Origin of the sequence: Streptomyces sp. NPDC004667 (genome assembly GCF_040609475.1) — a bacterium.
Lineage (GTDB): Bacteria > Actinomycetota > Actinomycetes > Streptomycetales > Streptomycetaceae > Streptomyces.
This window is the reverse complement of sequence record NZ_JBEXKC010000032.1, coordinates 40,896-60,911: the sequence shown is the minus strand read 5'-3', so window position 1 is coordinate 60,911 and position 20,016 is coordinate 40,896. Positions and strand designations below refer to the sequence as shown.

17 protein-coding genes are annotated in these 20,016 nt (G+C 73.3%); 6 read left to right on the top strand and 11 right to left on the bottom strand.

Features of this window, described 5'->3' with window-relative positions:
* Positions 1-44: 44 nt before the first annotated feature.
* Complete coding sequence (locus ABZW32_RS19790) at positions 45-2,081, bottom strand: calcium-binding protein (RefSeq protein ID WP_356217569.1); 2,037 nt, start codon at positions 2,079-2,081, stop codon at positions 45-47.
* Positions 2,082-2,246: 165 nt separating this feature from the next.
* Here ABZW32_RS19790 and ABZW32_RS19785 point away from each other — a divergent pair, with 165 nt between their 5' ends.
* Complete coding sequence (locus ABZW32_RS19785) at positions 2,247-2,921, top strand: hypothetical protein (protein WP_356217567.1); 675 nt, start codon at positions 2,247-2,249, stop codon at positions 2,919-2,921.
* A 22-nt stretch (positions 2,922-2,943) separates the two neighbouring features.
* Here ABZW32_RS19785 and ABZW32_RS19780 read toward each other — a convergent pair whose 3' ends face one another.
* Positions 2,944-4,581 carry an FAD-dependent monooxygenase gene (locus ABZW32_RS19780; RefSeq protein ID WP_356217565.1) on the bottom strand — a complete coding sequence of 546 codons (1,638 nt, stop codon included), beginning with the start codon at positions 4,579-4,581 and terminating at the stop codon, positions 2,944-2,946.
* Between the two features lie 194 nt (positions 4,582-4,775).
* On the opposite strand from ABZW32_RS19780, the gene ABZW32_RS19775 reads away from it, so the two are divergent.
* From ABZW32_RS19775 to ABZW32_RS19765, 3 genes are all read left to right on the top strand, one after another.
* On the top strand, positions 4,776-5,387 hold the full coding sequence (locus ABZW32_RS19775; protein ID WP_356217563.1) for a PadR family transcriptional regulator: 612 nt from the start codon (positions 4,776-4,778) through the stop codon (positions 5,385-5,387).
* A 31-nt stretch (positions 5,388-5,418) separates the two neighbouring features.
* The gene (locus ABZW32_RS19770) at positions 5,419-6,408 is read left to right on the top strand and encodes a hypothetical protein (RefSeq protein WP_356217561.1); all 990 of its coding nucleotides are present in this window, start codon (positions 5,419-5,421) and stop codon (positions 6,406-6,408) included.
* 552 nt (positions 6,409-6,960) lie between these two features.
* Positions 6,961-7,662, top strand: a complete 702-nt coding sequence (locus ABZW32_RS19765; RefSeq protein ID WP_356217559.1) for a CAP domain-containing protein — start codon at positions 6,961-6,963, stop codon at positions 7,660-7,662.
* A gap of 218 nt (positions 7,663-7,880) precedes the next feature.
* Here ABZW32_RS19765 and ABZW32_RS19760 read toward each other — a convergent pair whose 3' ends face one another.
* The 4 genes from ABZW32_RS19760 to ABZW32_RS19745 form a co-directional block, all read right to left on the bottom strand.
* A complete protein-coding gene (locus tag ABZW32_RS19760) occupies positions 7,881-9,101 on the bottom strand; it encodes a serine hydrolase domain-containing protein (protein ID WP_356217557.1) in 1,221 nt (406 codons plus the stop codon).
* A 145-nt stretch (positions 9,102-9,246) separates the two neighbouring features.
* Positions 9,247-11,058: an ABC transporter ATP-binding protein gene (locus tag ABZW32_RS19755; RefSeq protein WP_356217555.1), complete on the bottom strand. Its 1,812-nt coding sequence runs from the start codon at positions 11,056-11,058 to the stop codon at positions 9,247-9,249.
* 63 nt (positions 11,059-11,121) lie between these two features.
* Positions 11,122-12,258 carry a cupin domain-containing protein gene (locus ABZW32_RS19750; RefSeq protein WP_356217553.1) on the bottom strand — a complete coding sequence of 379 codons (1,137 nt, stop codon included), beginning with the start codon at positions 12,256-12,258 and terminating at the stop codon, positions 11,122-11,124.
* Positions 12,259-12,387: 129 nt separating this feature from the next.
* Entirely contained in the window at positions 12,388-12,540 is a 153-nt protein-coding gene (locus ABZW32_RS19745) for a hypothetical protein (RefSeq protein WP_356217551.1), read from the bottom strand.
* 279 nt (positions 12,541-12,819) lie between these two features.
* On the opposite strand from ABZW32_RS19745, the gene ABZW32_RS19740 reads away from it, so the two are divergent.
* The gene (locus tag ABZW32_RS19740; protein ID WP_356217549.1) at positions 12,820-13,674 is read left to right on the top strand and encodes a helix-turn-helix transcriptional regulator; all 855 of its coding nucleotides are present in this window, start codon (positions 12,820-12,822) and stop codon (positions 13,672-13,674) included.
* A 32-nt stretch (positions 13,675-13,706) separates the two neighbouring features.
* On the opposite strand, the gene ABZW32_RS19735 is transcribed toward ABZW32_RS19740, so the two are convergent.
* The 5 genes from ABZW32_RS19735 to ABZW32_RS19715 all read right to left on the bottom strand — a co-directional run bounded on the left by ABZW32_RS19735 (position 13,707) and on the right by ABZW32_RS19715 (position 19,192).
* The gene (locus ABZW32_RS19735) at positions 13,707-14,573 is read right to left on the bottom strand and encodes a DMT family transporter (protein WP_356217547.1); all 867 of its coding nucleotides are present in this window, start codon (positions 14,571-14,573) and stop codon (positions 13,707-13,709) included.
* A 116-nt stretch (positions 14,574-14,689) separates the two neighbouring features.
* Positions 14,690-16,750 (bottom strand): NAD-dependent DNA ligase LigA, encoded by a 2,061-nt coding sequence (gene ligA, locus ABZW32_RS19730; RefSeq protein WP_356217545.1) that lies wholly within the window; start codon positions 16,748-16,750, stop codon positions 14,690-14,692.
* 52 nt (positions 16,751-16,802) lie between these two features.
* Positions 16,803-17,567 (bottom strand): PIG-L deacetylase family protein, encoded by a 765-nt coding sequence (locus ABZW32_RS19725; protein ID WP_356217544.1) that lies wholly within the window; start codon positions 17,565-17,567, stop codon positions 16,803-16,805.
* A 36-nt stretch (positions 17,568-17,603) separates the two neighbouring features.
* Entirely contained in the window at positions 17,604-18,011 is a 408-nt protein-coding gene (locus ABZW32_RS19720; RefSeq protein ID WP_356217542.1) for a MazG-like family protein, read from the bottom strand.
* Between the two features lie 194 nt (positions 18,012-18,205).
* Positions 18,206-19,192 carry an aldo/keto reductase gene (locus ABZW32_RS19715; protein WP_356217541.1) on the bottom strand — a complete coding sequence of 329 codons (987 nt, stop codon included), beginning with the start codon at positions 19,190-19,192 and terminating at the stop codon, positions 18,206-18,208.
* A 142-nt stretch (positions 19,193-19,334) separates the two neighbouring features.
* Here ABZW32_RS19715 and ABZW32_RS19710 point away from each other — a divergent pair, with 142 nt between their 5' ends.
* Positions 19,335-20,006, top strand: coding sequence for a TetR/AcrR family transcriptional regulator (locus ABZW32_RS19710; protein WP_356217539.1), 672 nt, complete (start codon positions 19,335-19,337; stop codon positions 20,004-20,006).
* The last annotated feature ends 10 nt before the right edge of the window (positions 20,007-20,016 follow it).

Genomic DNA, 20,016 nt, shown 5'->3' with positions numbered 1-20,016 from the left:
CGTCGCGGGGGCGGCGACGGCACGGCGGGCGGATCGGGCCCGTGTCAGGGGCAGCTGATGCGGATGTCTCCGGGGTCGGTGGTGCAGGTGTCGGTGCCGCTGCCGCCGTTGGCGGTGTCGTTGCCCGCGACGCCGTCGGTGGTGGTGAGGCGGTCGTTGCCGTAGGAGCCGGTCAGGATGTCGGTGCCGGGTCCGCCGTCGAGGGTGTCGTCGCCGTAGCCGCCGTCGATGTTGTCGTTGCCGTAGCCGCCGTAGACGGTGTCGTTGCCGTAGCTCGCGCGCACGGTGTCGTTGCCGCCGAGCGCGCAGATCACGTCGTTGGAGTAGCCGCCGTTCAGGGTGTCGGCTCCGCTGGTGCCGATGACCGTGCAGCCGTGTGCGTTGTTCACCGAGGTGGTGGAGGCGGCCGTGTTGTCGGCGGCGGCCGGGTCCGGCTGGGTGGCGGTGACCCTGGCCGTGCCGGTGAGCGTGCCGGTGGCCCGCGGTTCGGCCGTGACCGTCACCGTCGCGCTCGCACCGGGAGCCAGGCTGCCGAGGGCGCAGGTGGCCGCGGTCGCCGTGGTCGTGCAGGTGCCCTGGGAGGTGGTGGCCGAGGTGAGGGTCGCACCGGCCCCGGAGAGCGTGTCGGACAGGCTGACGCCGGTCGCGGTCGCGGTGGAGGACGCCCGGTTGGAGACCCGTACCGTGTACGAGGCGCGGTCTCCGATGCTGACGGCGGTCGTTCCGGTCCTCGTCACCGACAGGTCGGCGCTCGGCGGCGGCGGGGGTGTGCCGTCGCCGCCCTCGTAGCGGGCGAGGGCGAAGGCGGAGCCGGCCGTGTGGCCCGCTGCGACGATCTTCCCGTCCGGCTGTACGAGCACCCCGCGGGCCGCGTCGAAGTCCCCGAAGCCGGTGACCACGAAGCCGTCGCCGCCGAAGCCGGTGTCCACGGTGCCGTTGGGGTTGAAGCGGGCCAGGCCGAAGTCGTTGGCCTCGGAACTGCCGGGGTCGTCGGCCTGCCCCGCGATGACGATCTTGCCGTTCGGCTGGAGCGCCAGGGCGGACGCGCCCCCGCCGTCACCGGGGAAGGCGACGGAGCGGCGCCCGCCGGTCCCGAATCCGGTGTCGGCGCTGCCGTCGGCGTTGTAGCGCAGCAGGGCGACGCCCGCGCCTCCGTCACCCGCGGCGACGACCTTCCCGTCCGGCTGCACCGCCACGGCGTTGCCGAACTCGGTGCCGCCGAAGTCCGCGGTGACCATGCCGTCGCCGCTGAAGGTGGTGTCGAGGGTGCCGTTGGTGTTGTAGCGGGCGACGCCGATGTCGAAGGCGGTGCTGCCCACGTAGCCGACCACGAGGACCTTGCCGTCCGGCTGGAGGGCCATGCCGCGGGCGGTGCCCCCGGCGTCCTGGGGCGAGGCCGGGGTGAAGCCCGCGACCACCGCTCCGTCCCCGCCGAGGCTGGGGTCGAGGCTTCCGCCGCTGGTCAGGCGGACCAGTGCGAAACCGCCACCGGCACCCTTGCCCGCGGCAATGATCCTGCCGTCGGGCTGTACCGCCACGTCCGCACCGTCCGCGGACCCGCCGAACTCGTCGACCCGTACGAGGCCTCCGTCGCCGAAGCCGCCGTCCGGGCTGCCGTCGGTGTTGTAGCGGGCCACGGAGAAGAAGCAGCAGCCGCCGCCCTCCCCGGGCACCTCGGTGGTGCCCGCCACGACGATCTTCCCGTCCGAGGGCTGCACCGCCACCGCGTTGGCCACGTGCGCGCCACCGCCGAAGTCGCTCGTCACCCGGCCGTCACCGTCGAAGGTGGTGTCGAGGGTGCCGTCGGTGTCGTAGCGGGCGAGGGCGAAGCCGCCCTCGCTCAGGCCCGCCACGACCAGTTTGCCGTCGGCCTGCCGTGCGACGTCGTGGCCTTCCGCGAACCCGGGGAAGGCGGTCGTCACCCGGCCGCCGGGGCCGAAGGCGGGATCCAGGTCTCCCGGGGCGGCCAGCGCGGTGCCGGGCAGCAGGAGTACGAGGACCAGGCCGAGCGCGGCCGGCAGCCCGGCCCTCCCGCCGGGTCCGCGGCGCGGCCGCGCCGGTCTGGGGTGTGCGTGGGTCATGGGGGTACGGACCTCCGGTCCTCGCGCGTCGTACGGGAAGCAGCGCACAGCTTCGTACCCGGCCGTGCCCGCACCCCGCGGAACGTGCCGCACCACTCCCGCCGGAGCGCCGGGAACCACCCCGGCGGAGGAGCGCGCGGGGTGCACTCGGCGATGATGAGCGGCATGACACCGATCACCCACCTCGACCTCACCGGATTCACCGAACAGGAGCCGGGGGTGTGGACCGACGCGCGGGGCCTCGTCCTGTCGGTCCACTTCTTCGGCCTCGTCCCGGACCTGCCCGCCCCTCTCGACGACCCCGGCCGACTCCGCCACGGGCTCGCCCGGTCCGTCGCAGCGGCCGGCGCGGGCCTGATCGAGGCCGTGGTGGGCGAGGTGGACTCCGTCCCCGCCGTCCGACAGCTCGTCAAGGTCCGGCGGCCGAACGGCCACGGACAGGTGTTCCTCGGCTCGTGGACGGTGCCGCGGGCCACGTGCAGCGCCACGGTGAAGGTCCAGGCCGGTGAGGGAGCGACGACCGGGCTCCGGGAGGCCGTCGTCCTGGCCCGTACGGGTCCGGAGCGGTACTTCGCCCCGCATCCGTACGGGCCCGGCGTCGAGGGAGGACTGCCGTACCACGTGGGTGACCACGAGGAGTGGGACGCCGAGTTCCCCGACCACCCGCTCACCCTGGTACGGGCCGCGCTGCACCGCGTCACCGAGACCGTGACCCTGCACGACGGCTTCAAGACCCTTCCGCCCTTCGCGGCGGCGGCGCCCTCCCCGATCCCCGCGCAGAGTCCGCCCGCGGCCGGCCCCGGCCCGTCCGGTGTGCGCCGCTGGTTCCGCCGGGGCTGACGGGTCGGGTGCGTACGGGCCGTCAGGGGCGGGGCGCGGAGGTGATCGTGGTGAGTGCGTCGTGGAGGCTGGAGGCGGCGGGCGGGCGTCCTCGCCAGCGGGCGCCGATGTGGCCGTCGGGGCGGACGAGCAGCGCTCCGTGCGGGGCGAGGCCGCAGCGCTGCGCGTGCTCGCCGCTGAGCGGCTCGATCCGCAACGGCCAGGGCGGGGCGCTCTGGCGTGCCCAGAGGGCGGGGTCCGCGGTGAGCAGGGTGAACCACGGGCCGAGGGCGTCGAGCGTGGAGCGGTCGCGGGTGAGCCAGAGGTGCGGCATGCGGTGGCCCGGCTCGGCGGTGGGGACGTAGTGCGTGTCCGCGCCGTCCGCGCCCTCCGCTTCCGCAACGTCCGTGTGCCCGCCGTCCGTGTCCAGGGCCGCCGGGTGGTCCGCGTCGGGAGCCGTGCCGTCGCCGCCGAGCACGGCGCCGGACCGGTAGGCGACACCGAGTACGAGACCGAGCTGGGCGAAGAACCCCTCCGACCACGGCAGTTCGACCTCTTCGTGCCGGGCCGGCCCACCCGACGCACACCGCTCGCGGCGCCGCCCCTGTACGTCGAGCGCGCGTCGGGTGTTGGCCACCGTCCGGCGGAGCGTCCGCCCGGCCACCGGTAGCCGTTCGGGCTCGTAGGTGTCCAGCAGGCCGGGGCCGGCCCAGCCCCGCAGGACGCCGGCCAGCTTCCAGCACAGGTTGTGCACGTCGGCGAGACCGGCGTTCATGCCCAGACCGCCGAAGACCGGGACGGCGTGGGCGGCGTCGCCCGCCAGCAGGATCCGGCCGCTGCGCAGGCGTTCGGCGACGAAGGCGTTCATCACCCAGTGCTGGACCCGCAGCACGTCGGCGCGTACGCCGTCACCGGGGCCGAGGGCGCGCGCGAGGAGAGCGGGCCAGTCGACGTCCGCCGGGTCCTCGGGGGTGGGCCCGAACCAGGCCCAGCCCCCTTCGGGGTACAGCGGGGCGAAGGAGCCGTGCGCGGTGAAGTAGACGCCGGCCGGCCGGTCGGCGCACCACCGGCCGAGGTCGGCGTCGAAGACGACCGTGGTGAAGTCGCCCAGCGCGCCGGGGCCGGTGGTCCCGATCCCCAGCCGTCGCCGTACGGAGGAATTGGCTCCGTCGGCGGCCAGCACGTAACGGGCGCGGACGCGCGTGCGCGCCCCGTCGTGGCGGTGGTCGACCAGCGAGGCCACGACGTCCCGCGGCCCCTCGGCCAGGCCGGCGAGCTCGACTCCGAACCGCACCCGCGCTTCGGCGGCGGCGAGCAGGACCGGCTCCAGCCGGTCCTGCGAGGTGACCACTCCGATCACCGGGCTCTCCGGGATCGGCGCGTTGACCCCGGCCACCGGCGCACTGGCGAAGTCGCCCCCGCACAGGGTGTCGCGGAATCGGATGTGGCCGAACCGCGGCCCGAAGGCGCGGGACGCGATCCCGTCGGCGAGGCCCAGCTGACGGTAGACCTCCATCGAGCGCGCGTTGACCAGCCGGGAGCGGGGAAACGGCGACAGGGCCCGGCGCTTCTCGACCAGCAGGGTGCGCACGCCCCAGCGCTCCAGCAGCGCCCGCGCGGTGAGCCCGACCGGCCCGCCCCCGACGATCAGGACGTCTACCTCGGTGTCTGCCACGGACATGTCGGGCTCCTCCTGCTCGCCTCGGGCAGCCGGGGCGCCGCGCGACCCTCCTGCGCGCCGCCCCGGCCTGCGACCGTCGCGACCATCAAGCACCTCCACCCGCGCCGTCCGGCCGCGCCTCGCCCGCCCTTCGCCGCGAGCGAAGATTCCTCCCTCCCTCACCAATAGTCTATTTGGACTGATAGATTTCGACCATGCCTCGTCGAGCTCTGGACAACCCGATCGTGCTGGCCGTGCTGGGCCTCCTCCTGGAACAGCCCGCACACCCCTACCAGATGCTGTCCGAGCTGCGGGAACGCAGCGACAGCCATGCCGCGGCGATGACGCGCGGCACCCTCTACAACACCGTCGCCGCGATGACCGAGGCCGGCTGGGTGTCCGCCCGGGGCCAGCAGCGCTCGGGGAACCGGCCCGAGCGGACCGTCTACGAGCTGACGGAGGCGGGCCGTGCGGAACTGGTGCGGCGGCTGGACTCCCAGATCCGCAACCCTGAGCGGGAGTTCTCCCGCTTCCTCGGAGCCGTCACCTACCTGGGCGCTCTGGGGCCCGACGGCGCCGCCGAAGCGCTGACCGAGCGCGTCGGGCGCCTCCGGGAACGCACGGCGGCGGACGAGAGCCGCCTCGCCGAGGCCCTCTCGGCCGGCGCGCCCCGGCTGTTCGTCATCGAGGCCGAGTACGCGCTCTGCCTCGCACGCGCCGAGACCGCCTGGATCGACTCCGTCCTCGACGACATCGGCACCGGTGCGTTGACCTGGCCTCCGGCCGGCCGAAAGCCGGGAGCAGGACCGGCCAGAACGCAGGAATGAACGAACGAAGGAACGAAGGGAAAGCGACGACATGACGGCGACAACGCCCGGGGGATTACTCTTCGGGATCTACCCCGGCGGACTCACCGGCGACGACCGCGGTGGCCTGGCCACCGGACCCGCCGACGACCCCGCCCGGGTGACCGCGGCCCTCGACCGGCTCCAGGGGCGGGCGGACCGCCCGTTCCTCGTACGCGCGTACGTGGGCTTCGACGACGCCACCCGGCTCGGCGGCCCGCACCCGACGGCGACGCCGGCCGACGCCCGGCGGTACGCGGTCCGCGGCCGGCGGCTCGACCTGGTGGCCCAGTACAGGTCCTCCTCCGGGGACGTGGACGGCTACTGCGCCTTCCTGCGGGAACTGGTCGTCCAGTACGGCGCGGTCACGCGCACGCTCCAGGTGACGGAGGAACCCAACGTCACGTCCAACCCGCTGCTGGACGGCTACTACCCGCGCGTGCGCGAGGCGATCGTGCGCGGAGTGTCCGCGGCCGGGGCGCAGGCCCGCGCGCTCGGGCTCGACCACCTGCTCATCGGCTTCAACACCACCCCGCTCTTCGGGCCGGACACCTCCTTCGTCGGCGACCTGACCGACCTCGGCGGCGCCCGCTTCGTCGCCGACCTCGACTACGCGGGGCTGGACTTCTTCCCCGACGTCTTCCGGCCCGTGGCCACCGCCGATCTCGCCGCCGCCGTCGAAGGGCTGCTACGGCACCACCGCGACGCGGTACTGACCCCGGCCGGCCTGGGGCACCTGCCCCTGCACATCACCGAGCACGGCTGGCCCACCGGCCCGGACCGGCCCGCGCGCCGCCAGGCCGAGGTCGTGGAAACCCTGCTCGGCGTCGTCGCGGCGCGCGCGGAGGAACTCGGCCTCAGCGGGTACACGCACTTCGCGCTCCGCGACGCCGACAGCGCCGGCCCGGGCCTCTTCCACCGGTTCGGCCTCACCACCGACGACTACACCCCCAAGCCCGCCTTCGAGACCATGCGGAGGCTGGTGGAACAGCTCAGCATCTGACGGCCCGGGCGCCACCGGCCGCCCCCGGGGCCGGTGACGCGGGGGCTGCGGGCCACCGGGACCCGCGGCGTTCCGGTTCCCTTGCGGACGCGTGACATGCGTCACGCCCCACCCGGTGACCCTGGCCGCCCGGCAGCGGCCACACCCTCGTCGACATTTCGGCTTTTGTACCTATTTCACAGGGACATTCCGGGCTCTGCCAGAAACGGAATCAGATCCTCCCCTCCTGTCCGGGGCAACGTGGCTGGTGGCTAGGGGTCCTAGTGCCGCGTCAGGTGCGTGCCCGACCGGCTGCGGCGGGGGAATGCACGATCTTCCGGACGATTCAAGCCACGCCCTCGCGCCCCCCGGCGGTGCGGGGGACGCGGCTTGCCAGGCCGCTGCCGGGTTTCTAAGAATGGCGGCTCCTCCGGCGTCCTCGCGGTCCGGCGCCGGAAGGTTCGCGATCACCGAGTGAGGTCAGGCATGCGGAAGCACCGTAAGAAGACGCACCATCGGAAAATAATCGTCACCCTCGGGGCCCTGGCGCTCGTGGGCATACCGTCTGCCGCCATGGCGTGCCTGGGCCCGCAGGGCTCCGGCCCCGCGTCGGCCGGCGCCGCCGGGCACGACGGCCGGCCCTGGGGCGGCGCCCCTGCCTTCGGGGGCCCGGGTGCACAGCCGCCCGTGGAAGCCCCGGTCCAGGCGGCCGCCCCCGCGGCCCCCGCCGAGCCCGTCGCCGAACCGGCCTCCGAGCCGGCCTCCGAGCCGCCGGTGGAGCCCGCGGACGAGAGCGCGCCGACCGCCGAGCAGCCGCAGGCACCACAGCCCGCGCAGCAGCCGGCCGAGACGGCGGCCCCCGCGGCGCCCGCGACCCCCGAAGCCTCCGCGGCGCCCTCCGGCCCCGTGGCCGAGGTCGTCGCGCTCGTCAACAAGGAGCGTGCGGCGGTCGGGTGTCCGGCGGTCACGGTCAACGCGCAGCTCACCAAGGCCGCACAGGACCACAGTGCCGACCAGGCCGCCCACGCCACCATGTCCCACACCGGCTCCGACGGCTCCGATCCGGGGCAGCGCATCACCGCCGCCGGGTACGTGTGGAGGACGTACGGCGAGAACGTCGCCTACGGCTACCCCACGGCCGCGAAGGTCATGGAGGGCTGGATGAACAGCCCGGGCCACAAGCGGAACATCCTTGACTGCTCCTACAAGGAGATCGGGGTCGGCCTCGCGCAGCCGGGCCAGTACTGGACGCAGGACTTCGGCGCGGCCCGCTGACCCGCGCCGCCATCTCGGCGAACGCAACGAAGGCCCCGGCCTCCCTGAGGAGGCCGGGGCCTTTCGGCAGAGCGCTGGGCAGGCCTTGCACCTGCATTCCCCCACGGGAAGTGGGGTGTCTTTCCTTGGACCACCAACGCCGGTCCCACCACCGTGTTTCCACGGCTGCGAGAACAAGATCAGCATAACGCACGGATCCGGTCCCGCGCACCGGGCGGTCAGCGGCCCGTGGACACGGACGGCTTGTGACCCGGGTAGACGTGGCCGGGGGTGACGACGCTCGTGATCGCCTCGCCGAAGAGGGTGCTGGGTTCCTGGCCTCCGACGGTGACGTCGGTGTTCATCAGCACGACCATCGTCGCCTTCTCCTGCGGCAGGTAGACGGTCAGCGACTCGTACCCGGGGATCGACCCGTTGTGGCCGATCCAGCCCTGGACGTCGAAGATGCCCAGGCCGTAGCCGGCGCCGGGAATGCCGATGGGCCGGGTCTTGAGGCGTTCGGCCTGGGTGGCGGGCGTCAGCAGGGTGCCCGTGGCGACGGTCTTCGCCCAGCTGCGCAGGTCCTGGAGGTCGGAGATCATCGCTCCGGCCGACCAGGCCCAGGAGGGGTTCCAGTCGGTGGAGTCCTCGATCTTCCCACTGGCGGTCTGGTTCGTGTAGCCGTGTGCGTGCGGCCTCGGGAACTGCGCGCCGACCGGGAAGAGGGTGTGACGCAGCCCCGCGGGCTTCAGCACGTCCTGTGCGATGACGTCGCCGATCGGGCGGCCGGTGATCTTCTCCACCACCAGGCCCAGCAGGATCAGGTTGGTGTTGGAGTACTCGAACCTGGCGTCCGGGGCGAACCGCACCGGGTGCCTGAAGGAGTACCCGAGCAACTCCTGCGGGGTGAAGGGGCGGTCGGGGTCCGTGGTGAGCGCCTTGTCGAAGGCGGGGTCCTCGCTGTAGTTGAAGAGCCCGCTGCGCATGCCCGCGAGCTGGCGCAGGGTGATGCGGTCGCCGTTCGGCACTCCGGCGACGTACCGCCCGATGGGGTCGTCCAGGCCGGCCTTCTTCCGGTCGACGAGCCGCAGCAGGGCGGTGACCGTGAACGTCTTGGTCTCGCTGCCGATGCGGAACCTGAGGTCGGTCGTCATGGGGGCGGCCGTCGCCTCGTCGGCCACGCCGAAGGCCTTCACGTAACTGCCCTTGCCGGGCGCCCACAGGCCGACGATCACGCCCGGGACCCTGGTTTCGCGCAGGGTCCGGAGGACGGCGGCGTCGAGCTTCGCCGCGACGGCCGGGGTGAGCCTGGGGAAGCCGGTGTCCGCCGGCGGGGAGGGGGCCGCGCGGGTCGGCGCGGGCGCCCCGTACGCGGAACCCGCGGCGACCGGGGCGATGAGCACACCTGCGGCGGCAAAGGCCACACAGGCCCGGCGCAGCCCGACGGGGATCGGCTTCACGGCGCGGCCTCCTGCCGCCGGGAGCGGAACGACATCACCACCGTAGGGCCGCGCCACCCCGCCCGCGCGGTGAGCCGTGGACGACCGTCGGCGCGAAGGGCGGGATTCCCCTCCGCCGGTTCCCGTCCGCCGGCGGTGGGCGCGTCTACTCGCCCTTTCCACCGGCCTCCCGGAACTGCGCGCCGGGGCGCCGCCCCGGGGCGGGCGGGCCCGCGTGGACCAGCGCGGCGTAGCGGCCGCGCCGGTGGAGGAGGCTGGTGTGGGTGCCCGTCTCCACGATGCGCCCCTGGTCCAGGACGATGATCCGGTCGGCGTTGCGGACGGTGGAGAGCCGGTGCGCGATGGTGACGGTGGTACGGCCCGCGGAAAGGGCGTCGAGGGCTCGCTGGACGCTCGCCTCGGTGTACGTGTCCAGGGCGCTGGTGGCCTCGTCGAGGACCAGCAGCGGCGGATTCCTGAGCATGGTGCGCGCGATGGCCAGGCGCTGCTTCTCGCCTCCGGAGAAGCGGTATCCGCGTTCGCCGACGAGTGTGTCGTAGCCGTCGGGCAGGCGCGTGATCAGTTCGTGCAGGTGGGCGGCCTCGGCGGCGGCCGTCAGTTCGCGGTCGCTCGCCCCCGGTTTCGCGAAGCGGAGGTTGTCGGCGACGGTGGTGTGGAACAGGTGGACGTCCTGGGAGACCACCCCGACCGTCTCGGCGAGGTCGGCGAAGCTCAGGTCGCGGACATCGACGCCGTCGATGGTGACCCGGCCCCCGGTGGCGTCGTAGAGGCGGGGTATCAGGTAGCCGAGGGTCGTCTTGCCCGCTCCGGTGGCCCCGACCACGGCGAGTTTCCCTCCGGCGGGGAGGTCGAAGTCGATGTCGTGGAGGACGGGTCGCGTGCCGGGGTAGGCGAAGTGGACGTGTTCGAAGCGCAGACGGCCCGCCGGTGAGGCGATCCGGACGGGGTGGGCCGGTTCCCTGATGGAGCTCTCCAGGTCCAGGTACTCGAAGACCCTCTCGAACATGACGCGGGCGCTCTGGAATCCGATGGCGGACTGGAGGAGGGTGACGGTCGGGCCGAAGAGGCCCTGCTGGAGCGAGGTGAAGGCGACGATCGTGCCGACGGACACGGTGGGCCGCCCGTGGTCCCCCAGGGCCCCGGCGCTCCAGTAGAGGCCGATCGGCATGGCGGCGATCACCATGGAGACGGCCGACTGCCGCCGGCGGCCGACCGCGGTGGACCTGACGCTCAGGTCGGCGAGGTCGCGCGAGCGCCTCGCGAACTCGCTCACCACGGTGTCGGTCCGGCCCATCGTGCGTCCCAGGAGGAACCCGCTGACCGAGAGGGACTCCTCGACCAGGGTGGACATCACCGCGAGCAGGTTCTGCCGCTCACGGGTGAGGGCGCGGCGTTCGCCGCCGACGCGCCGGCTGAGCCAGACGAAGAGCGGGAGGACGGCGACGGACACCGCGGTCAGGCGCCAGTCCAGGGAGAACATCGCCACCAGGGTGGCGACCACCGTGATGGCTCCGGACACCACGGTGGTCGCTGTGCCGGTCACGGTGGCCTGCATGCCGCCGATGTCGTTCGAGATCCGGGACTGGACCTCCCCGGTCCGCGTCGAGGTGAAGAAGGACAGGGGCATGCGCTGGAGGTGGGAGAAGACCGCGTTGCGCAGGTCGTCCATGACCGCCTGGCCGAGGGACGCCGACAGGAAGGCCTGTGCGACGCCCATCGCGATGCCGGCCACGATCAGGAGGAGCATGGTCAGGGCCAGTGCGGTGAGCAGCCCGAGCCGGCCCTCGGGCAGCGCGACGTCCAGCATCGTCCGGAGGACGAACGGCGGCACGACGGCCGTGAGCGCCCCGCCCGCGACCAGCAGGACGACGGCCACCAGGCGGCCGCGGTAGGGGGTGAAGAGCCGTGCGATGCGGAGCAGCGGGACGGGCCGCGCGCCCGTGTGATCGGTGGCCATGCGGTCCCCCTCGTTTCGGTTCTGGCGTGGGTACGGTCCCCCGCTCCGGGGGCGCGGCGTGCGTCAGCCCACCGTCAGCAGGCCCTCGCGGACCAGGGTGTGCACGAGCAGCAGGCGGCCCGGCCGGTCCAGGTCGCCCGTGATCGAGGCCGCCGTGAAGGGGTCGTGTCCGCTCTCCAGCACGAAGCGCACCTCGTCGGCGACGTGGCGGGGCAGGCGGACGGTCTTGTTGTGGAAGGCCAGTTCCACGTGCTCGTGGGTGAGGGACACCCGCCAGCGCAGGTCCGGCCGCAGCCGAACGGGGGTGTCGCCGTCGAGCCCGGGCATCCGCTCCAGGTCGGTGAGGTGGCCGCGCAGTACGGGTGGGGCGATGGAGACGGCCCTTCTGACGGCGCGGTCCGTCAGTTCCCGTGGGGTCAGCCGGGTGCGTACGGCTTCCAGCAGCCCCTCGATCATCCGCTCGGCCTCCCGCCTGCGGCCCTCGTCGGAGGCGAACCCGATGGGCAGTCCCCTGCGCAGGGCCTCGTCTTCCTCCGCCAGGTCCTGCACGGCCTCGCCGAGGAGGGCGGGGAAGAGCACCGGATGGACGCCGAGGGTCAGGTGCAGGGAAGCCGTGTCGGTCGAGGTCGCGGCGTGCACCGTCCCCCGGGGCAGATAGAGCACGCTGCCGGGTTCGAGGTCGAACTCCTCCTCCGCCTCGGGAACGGGACGCGCCGCGCCATAGCGCTGGCTGCGCAGCGGCAGGGCGTCGGGCATGCCGTACAGCCGCCAGCTCTTGGTGCCGTGGGCCTGGAGGATGATGACGTCGTGGTTGTCGTAGTGCGGGTCGAATCCGCGGGCCCGCCCGCCGGGGGTGAGGTAGGCGTTCACCTGGAACCGGGCACCGACTTCGGCGCTCAGCCGGGTGGTCAGCCGTGTGAGGGGGTCCCAGCGCCGTTCCAGCGCGTTGAGGACGATGGTGGAACCGGAGCGGTACCGCTCGTACAGCATTTCCAGCCGGTCGGTACCGCCCAGCGCCGACACCGGAGTCTCCTGGCCTTCGGAGACCACCCGGATGTTGGAGAAATCCGGCCCCGAGCGACTCAGCAGCGCATCGACGTCGGAAAGGGTCAGTAATTCCGCGAAATGCCGCGGATCGTTCCTCGGGATGCGGAGGGGGCGCCGCTCCCAGTATTCGTTCCGGAATACCTCCGGATCCATCGGGCGAATGATGCGGGAAAGGGCGGAAGGGGGCTGCGCGGTGCGCGCAGCCGTCCCCCGGCCCGTAACGGTCGTCACAGGTTTCGAACTCCTCGAGGATTCGGTTCCGTTGCGGTGGCGGCCGGTCCGTCAGTCGGTGTCGTCGCCGAACCATCCGTCGTGACCGCCGGAGTCGTTGCTGTCGTTGTCGTCCCCTTCGTGGTTGCTGTTGTCGTGGGGCGGGACGAGGGCGCCGGCGGGGCGCACCACCGTGATGTCCTGCGGGTCGAGGTTCTTGCCCATTGCGGTGTCTCCTCGTGTCTGTCAGTCGGTGTCGTCCTGGACGGTGAACCGGTCCGCTCCGCCCGTCCGGGCCCGGCGGCCCGGTCATTCCGTGCGCTTCAGGATGACCACGGGCGACGGCGATCGTCTTGTACGGATGCGACCTGATATGGATGATCGGATTCCGCGGGGAACGCATGAATTCGGCAGCGCGGTTGGCTCAAGATCTCCTTTCCGGAGGAATAGGACTGGGACAGCATGTGCGTGCCCCGGAAGCCTCCTGCCCAGGAGAGTGAATTCATGCGCCGAGCGCGCTCGGACTCCAGTGGAATCAATTCCTTCAAGGCATGGCGCGCCCTGCCCGCACCCGGCCTGAGATCCGCCGTCCAGGTCTATGCGTGTTATGAATACGGTCCCGGCCACCACCAGAACCGGCTGGTGCTGCCCGACACCGTCGCGACGATCGGATTCGGCTTCGGTTCCCCCGTCCACACGCTCGACACGGCGGATCCGCGACGCAGCGTCAGCTGCTTCCACCGGGCCGACCTTCCGCTCACGAGCGCCCTGGTGGGCCGGCACGGGGGCGGGGTCCGGGGCATCGTGCTCCGGATGACCCCCATGGGCGCCTACAGCCTGTTCGGAACGCCCATGCACCACTGGGACCTGCCGTACCTGGATCCCGCCGACCTGCTGCCGCCCGCGCTGCGGCACCTGCCGGAGCAGCTCGAATCCGCTACGTGGCACGGCCAGGTCCGGATCCTGGACGCCCTGCTGCTGCCCCTGGTGGGCCGGGGGCCGGCGGTCTCGCCGGAGGTGGCCTGGTCCTGGCGGGAATTGCACCGGACCCACGGCCAGGTGAAGGTCAAGGAGCTCACGGCCGGGACCTACTGGAGCACACGGCACCTGGAACGGCGCTTCAGGGAACAGGTGGGACGCACCCCCTCCGCCATCGCCCGCATCCTGCGGCTCAGCCACGCGCTACGGCTGCAAGGGGCGGGCATGCCGCTGGCGAAGGTCGCGCAGCACGCCGGTTTCCACGACCAGTCGCACTACAACCACGTGTTCAAGGCCATGACGGGCATCACCCCGAGGGCGGTGCCCGCCGATCTCGTCGACTGGTCGCCCTCCACCGAGCCCCCTCGGGACGCGGCCTGACCCGGCCGGTCCGGGCGGCGCCCCGCCCGGCTTCACGGTGCGCCGGGCTCCTCCCCCGCCCCGGACCTGGCCAGGGCGAGCACCCCCGCGCAGATCAGGGCCAGACCCAGCAACTGGGGAACCAGCCACCAGTGCGTGCGCAGGTGCTCCTCGTACAGCAGGACCCCCAGCGCGACGCTGACGCCCGCGTCGCCGAGGGTCAGGGCGGGCTGCGAGGCGACCAGCGGCCCGCCCTGCATGGCGTGTTCGAGGAGCAGCACGGCGCAGATGCCGCTCGCGGCGAAGCCGTAGGTCTCCCAGGTCGTCAGGAACGCCCCGACGCCACCCTCGCTCAGCGCGTGCACCGCCGACTTCATGAGGGCCGCCGTGAGGGCGTAGCAGACGGCGGTGGCCGCGCCGAGGCAGCCGGCCCGCATCCGGCCCGGGGGCCGCCGCAGTCCTGCCGCCGCGAGCACGGCCACCGCCGCGGTGCACGCCGGCAGTGCCATCACCCACCGGTCGAGCGGAACGTGCGTACGGTTGCCCGTCGGCGAGGCGGCCACCAGTACGGTCCCCAGCCCCGCCACCACCGCGGCCACGGCCAGCCACAGCACCCCCGGCAGCCTGCTGCGCCCCACCAGCGAGGCGATCAGCAGGGCGAGCGGCAGCTCCAGCACGAACAGCGGCTGTACGAGGGACAGCGCGCCCGTCGCCAGCGCCGCGGCCTGGCCCACGCCTGCCGCGATCACCGCGAGGATTCCGCCGATCCACACGGGGCGGCGCAGCAGATCGAGGACGAGCCCGAAGCGGAAGCCGTCGCTCTGCGGCACCGTGAGCGAGGCCCTCCGCTGGAGGACCGTCGCGAGGGCGTTGCTGAACGCCGCGAACAGCGCGAAGAGGACCGGCAGTACGAAGCCCATGCCCCGATCCTCACCGCACCCGTGGCGGCGCGGCGCCGTGACACCGCGCGGTACGCGCGCGGCGGCGCCCATTCCCCCGTCCGGGTCCACGGACGGGGCGGCCCGCACGGCCCGTGTCAGGCCAGGTGGTCCGCGACGAGCTCGGCGAAGGCCTCCGGGGTGAGGACCGTGACCCCCAGTTCCCCGGCCTTGACCGCCTTCGAGCTCGGCTTCCCGCTCGGGGACGGGGCGCAGACCAGGTAGGCGGTCCTGGAGTTGACGCTGCTGCCCGCCTTGCCACCGGCCCGCTCGATCAGGGCGTTCATCTCCGAGCGTCCCAGTGTCTCCAGCGGTCCGCTCATCTTGCCGGTGACCACGACGGTGCGCCCGGCCAGGGGGCCCTCCGCGACGGGGCGCGGTTCCCGCGGCTCCTTCATGTTCACGCCGGCTTCGGCCAGCTTGTCGATGACGGGCGCCAGCAGGGCGACCTGCTCGACGATGACCGGGGCCTTCTCCCCGCCGATGCCGTCGACTTCCTGCAGGGCGGCGGCATCGGCCGCACGGATCGCGTCCATGCTCTCGAAGTGCGCGGCGATGCGGCGGGACATGCTCCGCCCGGTGCCGAGCACGCCCAGCGCGCAGAAGACGCGGCTCAGCGGGCGGGACTTGGCGGCCTCGATCTGCCCGGCGAGTCTGGCCCCGCGCTTGGCGCTGCCGGAGGCGACGGTGAGCTGCTCCTCGGTGAGGGTGAAGAGGTCGGCGACGTCGGCGACGTCACCGGAGTCGATCAGGGCCTTGACGTACGTCTTGCCGAGGCCGTCTATGTCGAGCATGTCGCGTCCGGCCGCGTACTCGATCAGGGCGGGCAGTGCACAGGCCGTGCCCTTGGCGCAGCGCCACCGCTCCTGGTCCTTGTTGATCTCGCCCGCGCAGTTCGGGCAGACCGTGGGCAGCGGTACCTCGCACGCCCCGGCGGGACGGAGGCCGGTCACCGGGGCCTGGACGCGGGGGATGATGTCGCCGGCCTTGTAGACCGTCACGGTGTCCCCGAGGTGGAGGTCGCGGCGGCGGATGTCGGCCGGGTTGTGCAGGGTGGCGCGGGTGACGGTGGATCCGTCGATGTCCACCGGTTCGAGGAGGGCCGTCGGGGCGAGGACGCCGGTGCGGCCCACGTCCCAGACCACGTCCTTCAGTACGGTCTGCCGCTCGACGGCCGGGAGTTTGAAGGCCGTCGCCCAGTGCGGGAACCGGCTGCCGAACCCGGCCGCGGCCTGCTCGGCCGCGTCGTTCGCCTTGATCACGACCCCGTCGATGCCGAACGGCAGGACGGGACGGAGCGCGGCGATCTCGTCGACCTTCCGCTGCGCCTCGGTGAGGGTGGCGACGACGTGCAGCCCGGCGGGCGTGGCGGCGGTGGTCCGCACCCCGGCCTCGGCGACGGCGGCCAGGACCTCGGCGTGCGTGGCGCCGGCGGGTGCGAGGGCGACGCCGTCCAGCTCGACCGCCCCGTACGCCCAGAAGGTCATCGCGAGCCGGTACGGGCGGTCCTTGGCGCGCAGGGTGCCGGCCGTGCCGTTGCGCGGGTTCGCGAAGACCTGCGCGCCGTGGGCGGCGCGGACCTCGTTGGCGGTCTCGAACTGCTGCTGGGTGAAGAGGACTTCGCCCCGCACCTCGAAGGTGAGCGGCACGGGCAGTTGCTCCGGCAGGCCCTCGATGGTGCCGATCACGTGGCTGACGTCCTCGCCGTGGGTGCCGTTGCCCCGGGTGACGATCCGTTCCAGCCGGCCGGCGCGGTAGCGGGCGGCGACGGCCGCGCCGTCCATCTTCGGTTCGACGGTGAACCCGCCGGCGGGCTCGTGGCCGAGACGGCGCTGCAGGGAGGCACCCCAGGCCGTGAGGCCGGCCGGGTCGAAGACGTTGTCGAGGCTGAGCAGCGGGGTGGTGTGCGCGACGTCGCCGGCCGGGGCGGCGCCGTCCCCGACCAGAGCGGTCGGGGAATCCGGGGCGACCTCGTCGGGGTGCGCCTGCTCCCAGGCCAGCACGGCGAGGCGGAGCCGGTCGTAGGTCGCGTCGTCGACGGGGCTGTCACCGTCGCCGTAGTACGCCCTCGACGCATCGCGCAGGCGGCCGAGCGCGGCTTCGTAGTCGTCGCGGCCGGACATGCTGGACAGCGCCTCATCGGCGTACGGGGTCTTCATGTCCTTGATCCTGCACCACGGGTCTGACAACGGCCCCCGGCCGGTCGGGGCGTCAGGCGGTCAGGGCGTCGGCGCCGCCCGGGGCGGGACGGACGGCGATGCGGGTGTACCACTCCGTGGCGAGGATCCGGTCCCGGGTTGCGGCGGGGAGGCGGGAGAGGATTCCCGGCAGCGGGCGTTCGCGTGCCGCTTCGCTCCGGTGCGCGGCGATGGCGGACCACTTCCGGTCGAGCCACGGGCGGACGTCGACCTTCGCCGTGACGTGCTCGTCGGGGACGCTGAGTACGGTCTTCCCCGCGCTCCGCAGGAGTGCGCCGAGCTCGCCGACGCCCGAGTGGGGGTGCGTGGCCAGGTAGAGGGCGCCGGGCAGCCACGGCTCCCCCGCCTCGGGGTGGAGGTGCTCCAGGCCGGCGGCGTACACGGCCGACAGGGTCGCCCGGTGGGTGCGGACGTGGTCGGGGTGGCCGGTCAGCTGGCCGTACCCGTCATGGGTGACCACCACATCGGGCCGGAACTCGCGCACCTGGCGCACGATCCGCGCCACCACCTCGTCCGGCGGCGCGTCGAGCAGCCGCGCCCGGCCGGGCGCCGACCCGGGCACGCGCGCGTCGGCGTACCCCAGCATCCTCGGCCCACCGGCACCGAGGAGGCGCAGGGCATCGGCGAGTTCGGGCGCGCGGTGGCTGTCCGGCGCCCAGGTCGTGGTGACGACGGCCGTACGCGCGCCCGTGGCGGCGTGGCGGGCGAGCACGCCGCCCGCGAGGAGGGACTCGTCGTCGGGGTGGGCGAAGACCGCGAGCAGGCTCGGTACGGGCATGGTTCCTCCGGTGCGGGAGCGGGGCCGGTGGCCGGGTCACCGGCCCGCTTCGGGGTCCGGTCGGCCGTCGCGCGGCGGCTGCTGCTGCGGGCCGGGCAGGAACTTGGCCGACTTCGCCGCGAACTGGCGCGCGAGGTACTCGGCCGCGTCGTCCGGCCGCATCCGGGCGAGCGCGACCAGGGCGGTGATGGCGGTGTCCGCGACCTCCGCCTGGACGTCCGACCAGCCGTGGCTGTACCCCTTCCTCGGGTTGGTGCCGCGGGCTCCGATCACGGCCTGGGCCGCCTCCCCGAACTCCTCGCCGATCTTGAGGACCTGGAGGGTCCACTGCTCCTCCGCGGAGACCCCCCGCTCGTCGTCGCGGCGCACGAAGGACGCGGCGAGCCGTTCGATGGCGGGCCAGAGGTCCTGCGTACCTGTCCCGGTCACGGGGATCTCGCTCACGCATGGCTCCCTTCAGGAGCAACGGCCTTCCGGGGAAGGGTAGTTCGGTCCGCCGCAGGCGGGTCGGTGATGACCAGTCTGGCCTGCGGGACGGCCCCGCGGGCCCGGACGGCACCGAACTCACACCTTCGCGTGGACACGGCCGATCGGCGTCGCGGCCCCGGGGGTGCGCGGGCCCGTCGGGGGTGTGGGACTCAGTGGTTGACGAAGGTGAGGTTGGTCGCGTCGTAGCGGGTGCCCGCGATCCGGTCCGGCGAGGCCGCGGCCTCGATGGCGGACAGGTCCTCGGGGGACAGTTCCACGGCCAGTGCGGCGAGGTTCTCCTCCAGGTAGCGCTGCCGCCGGGTGCCGGGGATCGGCACCACGTCCGCGCCCCGGCCCTGCACCCAGGCCAGGGCGAGCTGGCCGGTGGTGACCCCCTTGGCCGCGGCCAGCTCGTTCAGCTTCGCCACGATCGCGAGGTTGCGTTCGAGGTTGCCGTCGGCGAAGCGCGGCTGCGTGCGCCGCACGTCGTTCTCGGACAGCCCTTCGACGGACTGGTACTGCCCGGTCAGGAAGCCCCGCCCGAGCGGGGAGAACGGGACCAGGCCGATGCCGAGTTCGCGGCAGACCGGCGCGATCTCCGCCTCCAGGTCGCGGGTCCACAGCGACCACTCGCTCTGCAGCGCGGCGATCGGGTGTACCGCGTGGGCCCGCCGGATGGTCCGCGCGCCGGCCTCGGACAGCCCGAGGTGGCGGACCTTGCCCTCCTGGACCAGCTCGGCCATCGCCCCGACCGTCTCCTCGATCGGCACCCGCGGGTCGACCCGGTGCTGGTAGTAGAGGTCGATGTGGTCGACGCCGAGGCGGCGCAGCGACGCCTCGCACGCCTGCCGGACGTAGGCGGCGTCACCGCGGATCAGGGTGGGCTCGCCCAGGCGGTTGGCGAAGCCGAACTTGGTGGCCAGCACCACCTCGTCGCGGCGCCCCGCCACGGCCCGGCCGATCAACTCCTCGTTGTGCCCGGAGCCGTAGAAGTCGGAGGTGTCCAGGAGGGTCACCCCGAGATCGAGGGCACGGTGCAGGGTGGCGATCGACTGGGCGTCGTCCGAGGTGCCGTAACCGTGGCTCATGCCCATGCAGCCCAGCCCCTGCGCGGAGACGGCCAGTTCGCCCAGGTGCCGGGTGGGAAGGTCGGTCATGGTGATGCCTCCTGAGATCGCGTTCGTCTGCTCGGGACGCTAGGTGTTGGAGTGCACTCCATGTCAACCGACGTCGACGGCGGGGCGTGCGGCGAGCGGGCCCGGGGCCCCGCGCCCGGCGGGAGCCGGGGATGATGGGTCCATGTCGCAACCGTCCGTACCACGCAAGGCCCTCGGCCGACCTCCCCGCATCTCCCGTGAGGAGGTCATCGGGACGGCCCGGCGGATCGTCACCGACGAGGGGGTGGACCGGCTGACGATGCGCCGGCTGGCCGCCGAGATCGGCAGCACCCCGATGGCGCTGTACCACCACGTCCGCAACAAGGAGGAACTGCTCCTCCTGCTGCTGGACGACCACGCCACCCGGACGCTGCTCCGTCCCGAGACGTTGCCCGCCGACCCCCGCGAGCGGGTCGTCGTCGCCGCGGTCGCCGTCCACGGGGCGCTCGCCGCCTGCCCCTGGATCGTGGAGGTGCTGACGGCCGACGACCTCATGTCCGCCTCCGCGCTGTGGTTCGTCGAGCAGATCGTCGACGGGCTGGTCGCCTGCGGGCTGAGCCCCGAACGGGCCGTGCACGGCTACCGCGCGATCTGGTACTACACCGCCGGGGAGATCGTGGTCCGGGCCTCGGCGCAGCGGCGGCGTACGGACGACGACCGTACGACGCACCGGGAGCGGGTCTTCGCCGACCTCGCTCCGGACGAGCTGCCGCGGCTGGCCGAGCTCGCGGAGCGGTGGGCTCCGCTGACCGCCGAGGACACCTACCGGGACGGCCTGGACGCCCTGGTGGACGGCCTCCTGGCCCGCCGTTGACGGGTCCCGA

Excerpts from the sequence above, each read along its gene's own strand:
- ABZW32_RS19790 (WP_356217569.1), bottom strand. The coding sequence starts at position 2,081 with ATGACCCACGCACACCCCAGACCGGCGCGGCCGCGCCGCGGACCCGGC.
- ABZW32_RS19785 (WP_356217567.1), top strand. The coding sequence starts at position 2,247 with ATGACACCGATCACCCACCTCGACCTCACCGGATTCACCGAACAGGAG.
- ABZW32_RS19780 (WP_356217565.1), bottom strand. The coding sequence starts at position 4,581 with ATGTCCGTGGCAGACACCGAGGTAGACGTCCTGATCGTCGGGGGCGGG.
- ABZW32_RS19775 (WP_356217563.1), top strand. The coding sequence starts at position 4,776 with ATGCCTCGTCGAGCTCTGGACAACCCGATCGTGCTGGCCGTGCTGGGC.
- ABZW32_RS19770 (WP_356217561.1), top strand. The coding sequence starts at position 5,419 with ATGACGGCGACAACGCCCGGGGGATTACTCTTCGGGATCTACCCCGGC.
- ABZW32_RS19765 (WP_356217559.1), top strand. The coding sequence starts at position 6,961 with ATGGCGTGCCTGGGCCCGCAGGGCTCCGGCCCCGCGTCGGCCGGCGCC.
- ABZW32_RS19755 (WP_356217555.1), bottom strand. The coding sequence starts at position 11,058 with ATGGCCACCGATCACACGGGCGCGCGGCCCGTCCCGCTGCTCCGCATC.
- ABZW32_RS19750 (WP_356217553.1), bottom strand. The coding sequence starts at position 12,258 with ATGGATCCGGAGGTATTCCGGAACGAATACTGGGAGCGGCGCCCCCTC.
- ABZW32_RS19745 (WP_356217551.1), bottom strand. The coding sequence starts at position 12,540 with ATGGGCAAGAACCTCGACCCGCAGGACATCACGGTGGTGCGCCCCGCC.
- ABZW32_RS19740 (WP_356217549.1), top strand. The coding sequence starts at position 12,820 with ATGCGCCGAGCGCGCTCGGACTCCAGTGGAATCAATTCCTTCAAGGCA.
- ABZW32_RS19735 (WP_356217547.1), bottom strand. The coding sequence starts at position 14,573 with ATGGGCTTCGTACTGCCGGTCCTCTTCGCGCTGTTCGCGGCGTTCAGC.
- ligA (WP_356217545.1), bottom strand. The coding sequence starts at position 16,750 with ATGAAGACCCCGTACGCCGATGAGGCGCTGTCCAGCATGTCCGGCCGC.
- ABZW32_RS19725 (WP_356217544.1), bottom strand. The coding sequence starts at position 17,567 with ATGCCCGTACCGAGCCTGCTCGCGGTCTTCGCCCACCCCGACGACGAG.
- ABZW32_RS19715 (WP_356217541.1), bottom strand. The coding sequence starts at position 19,192 with ATGACCGACCTTCCCACCCGGCACCTGGGCGAACTGGCCGTCTCCGCG.
- ABZW32_RS19710 (WP_356217539.1), top strand. The coding sequence starts at position 19,335 with ATGTCGCAACCGTCCGTACCACGCAAGGCCCTCGGCCGACCTCCCCGC.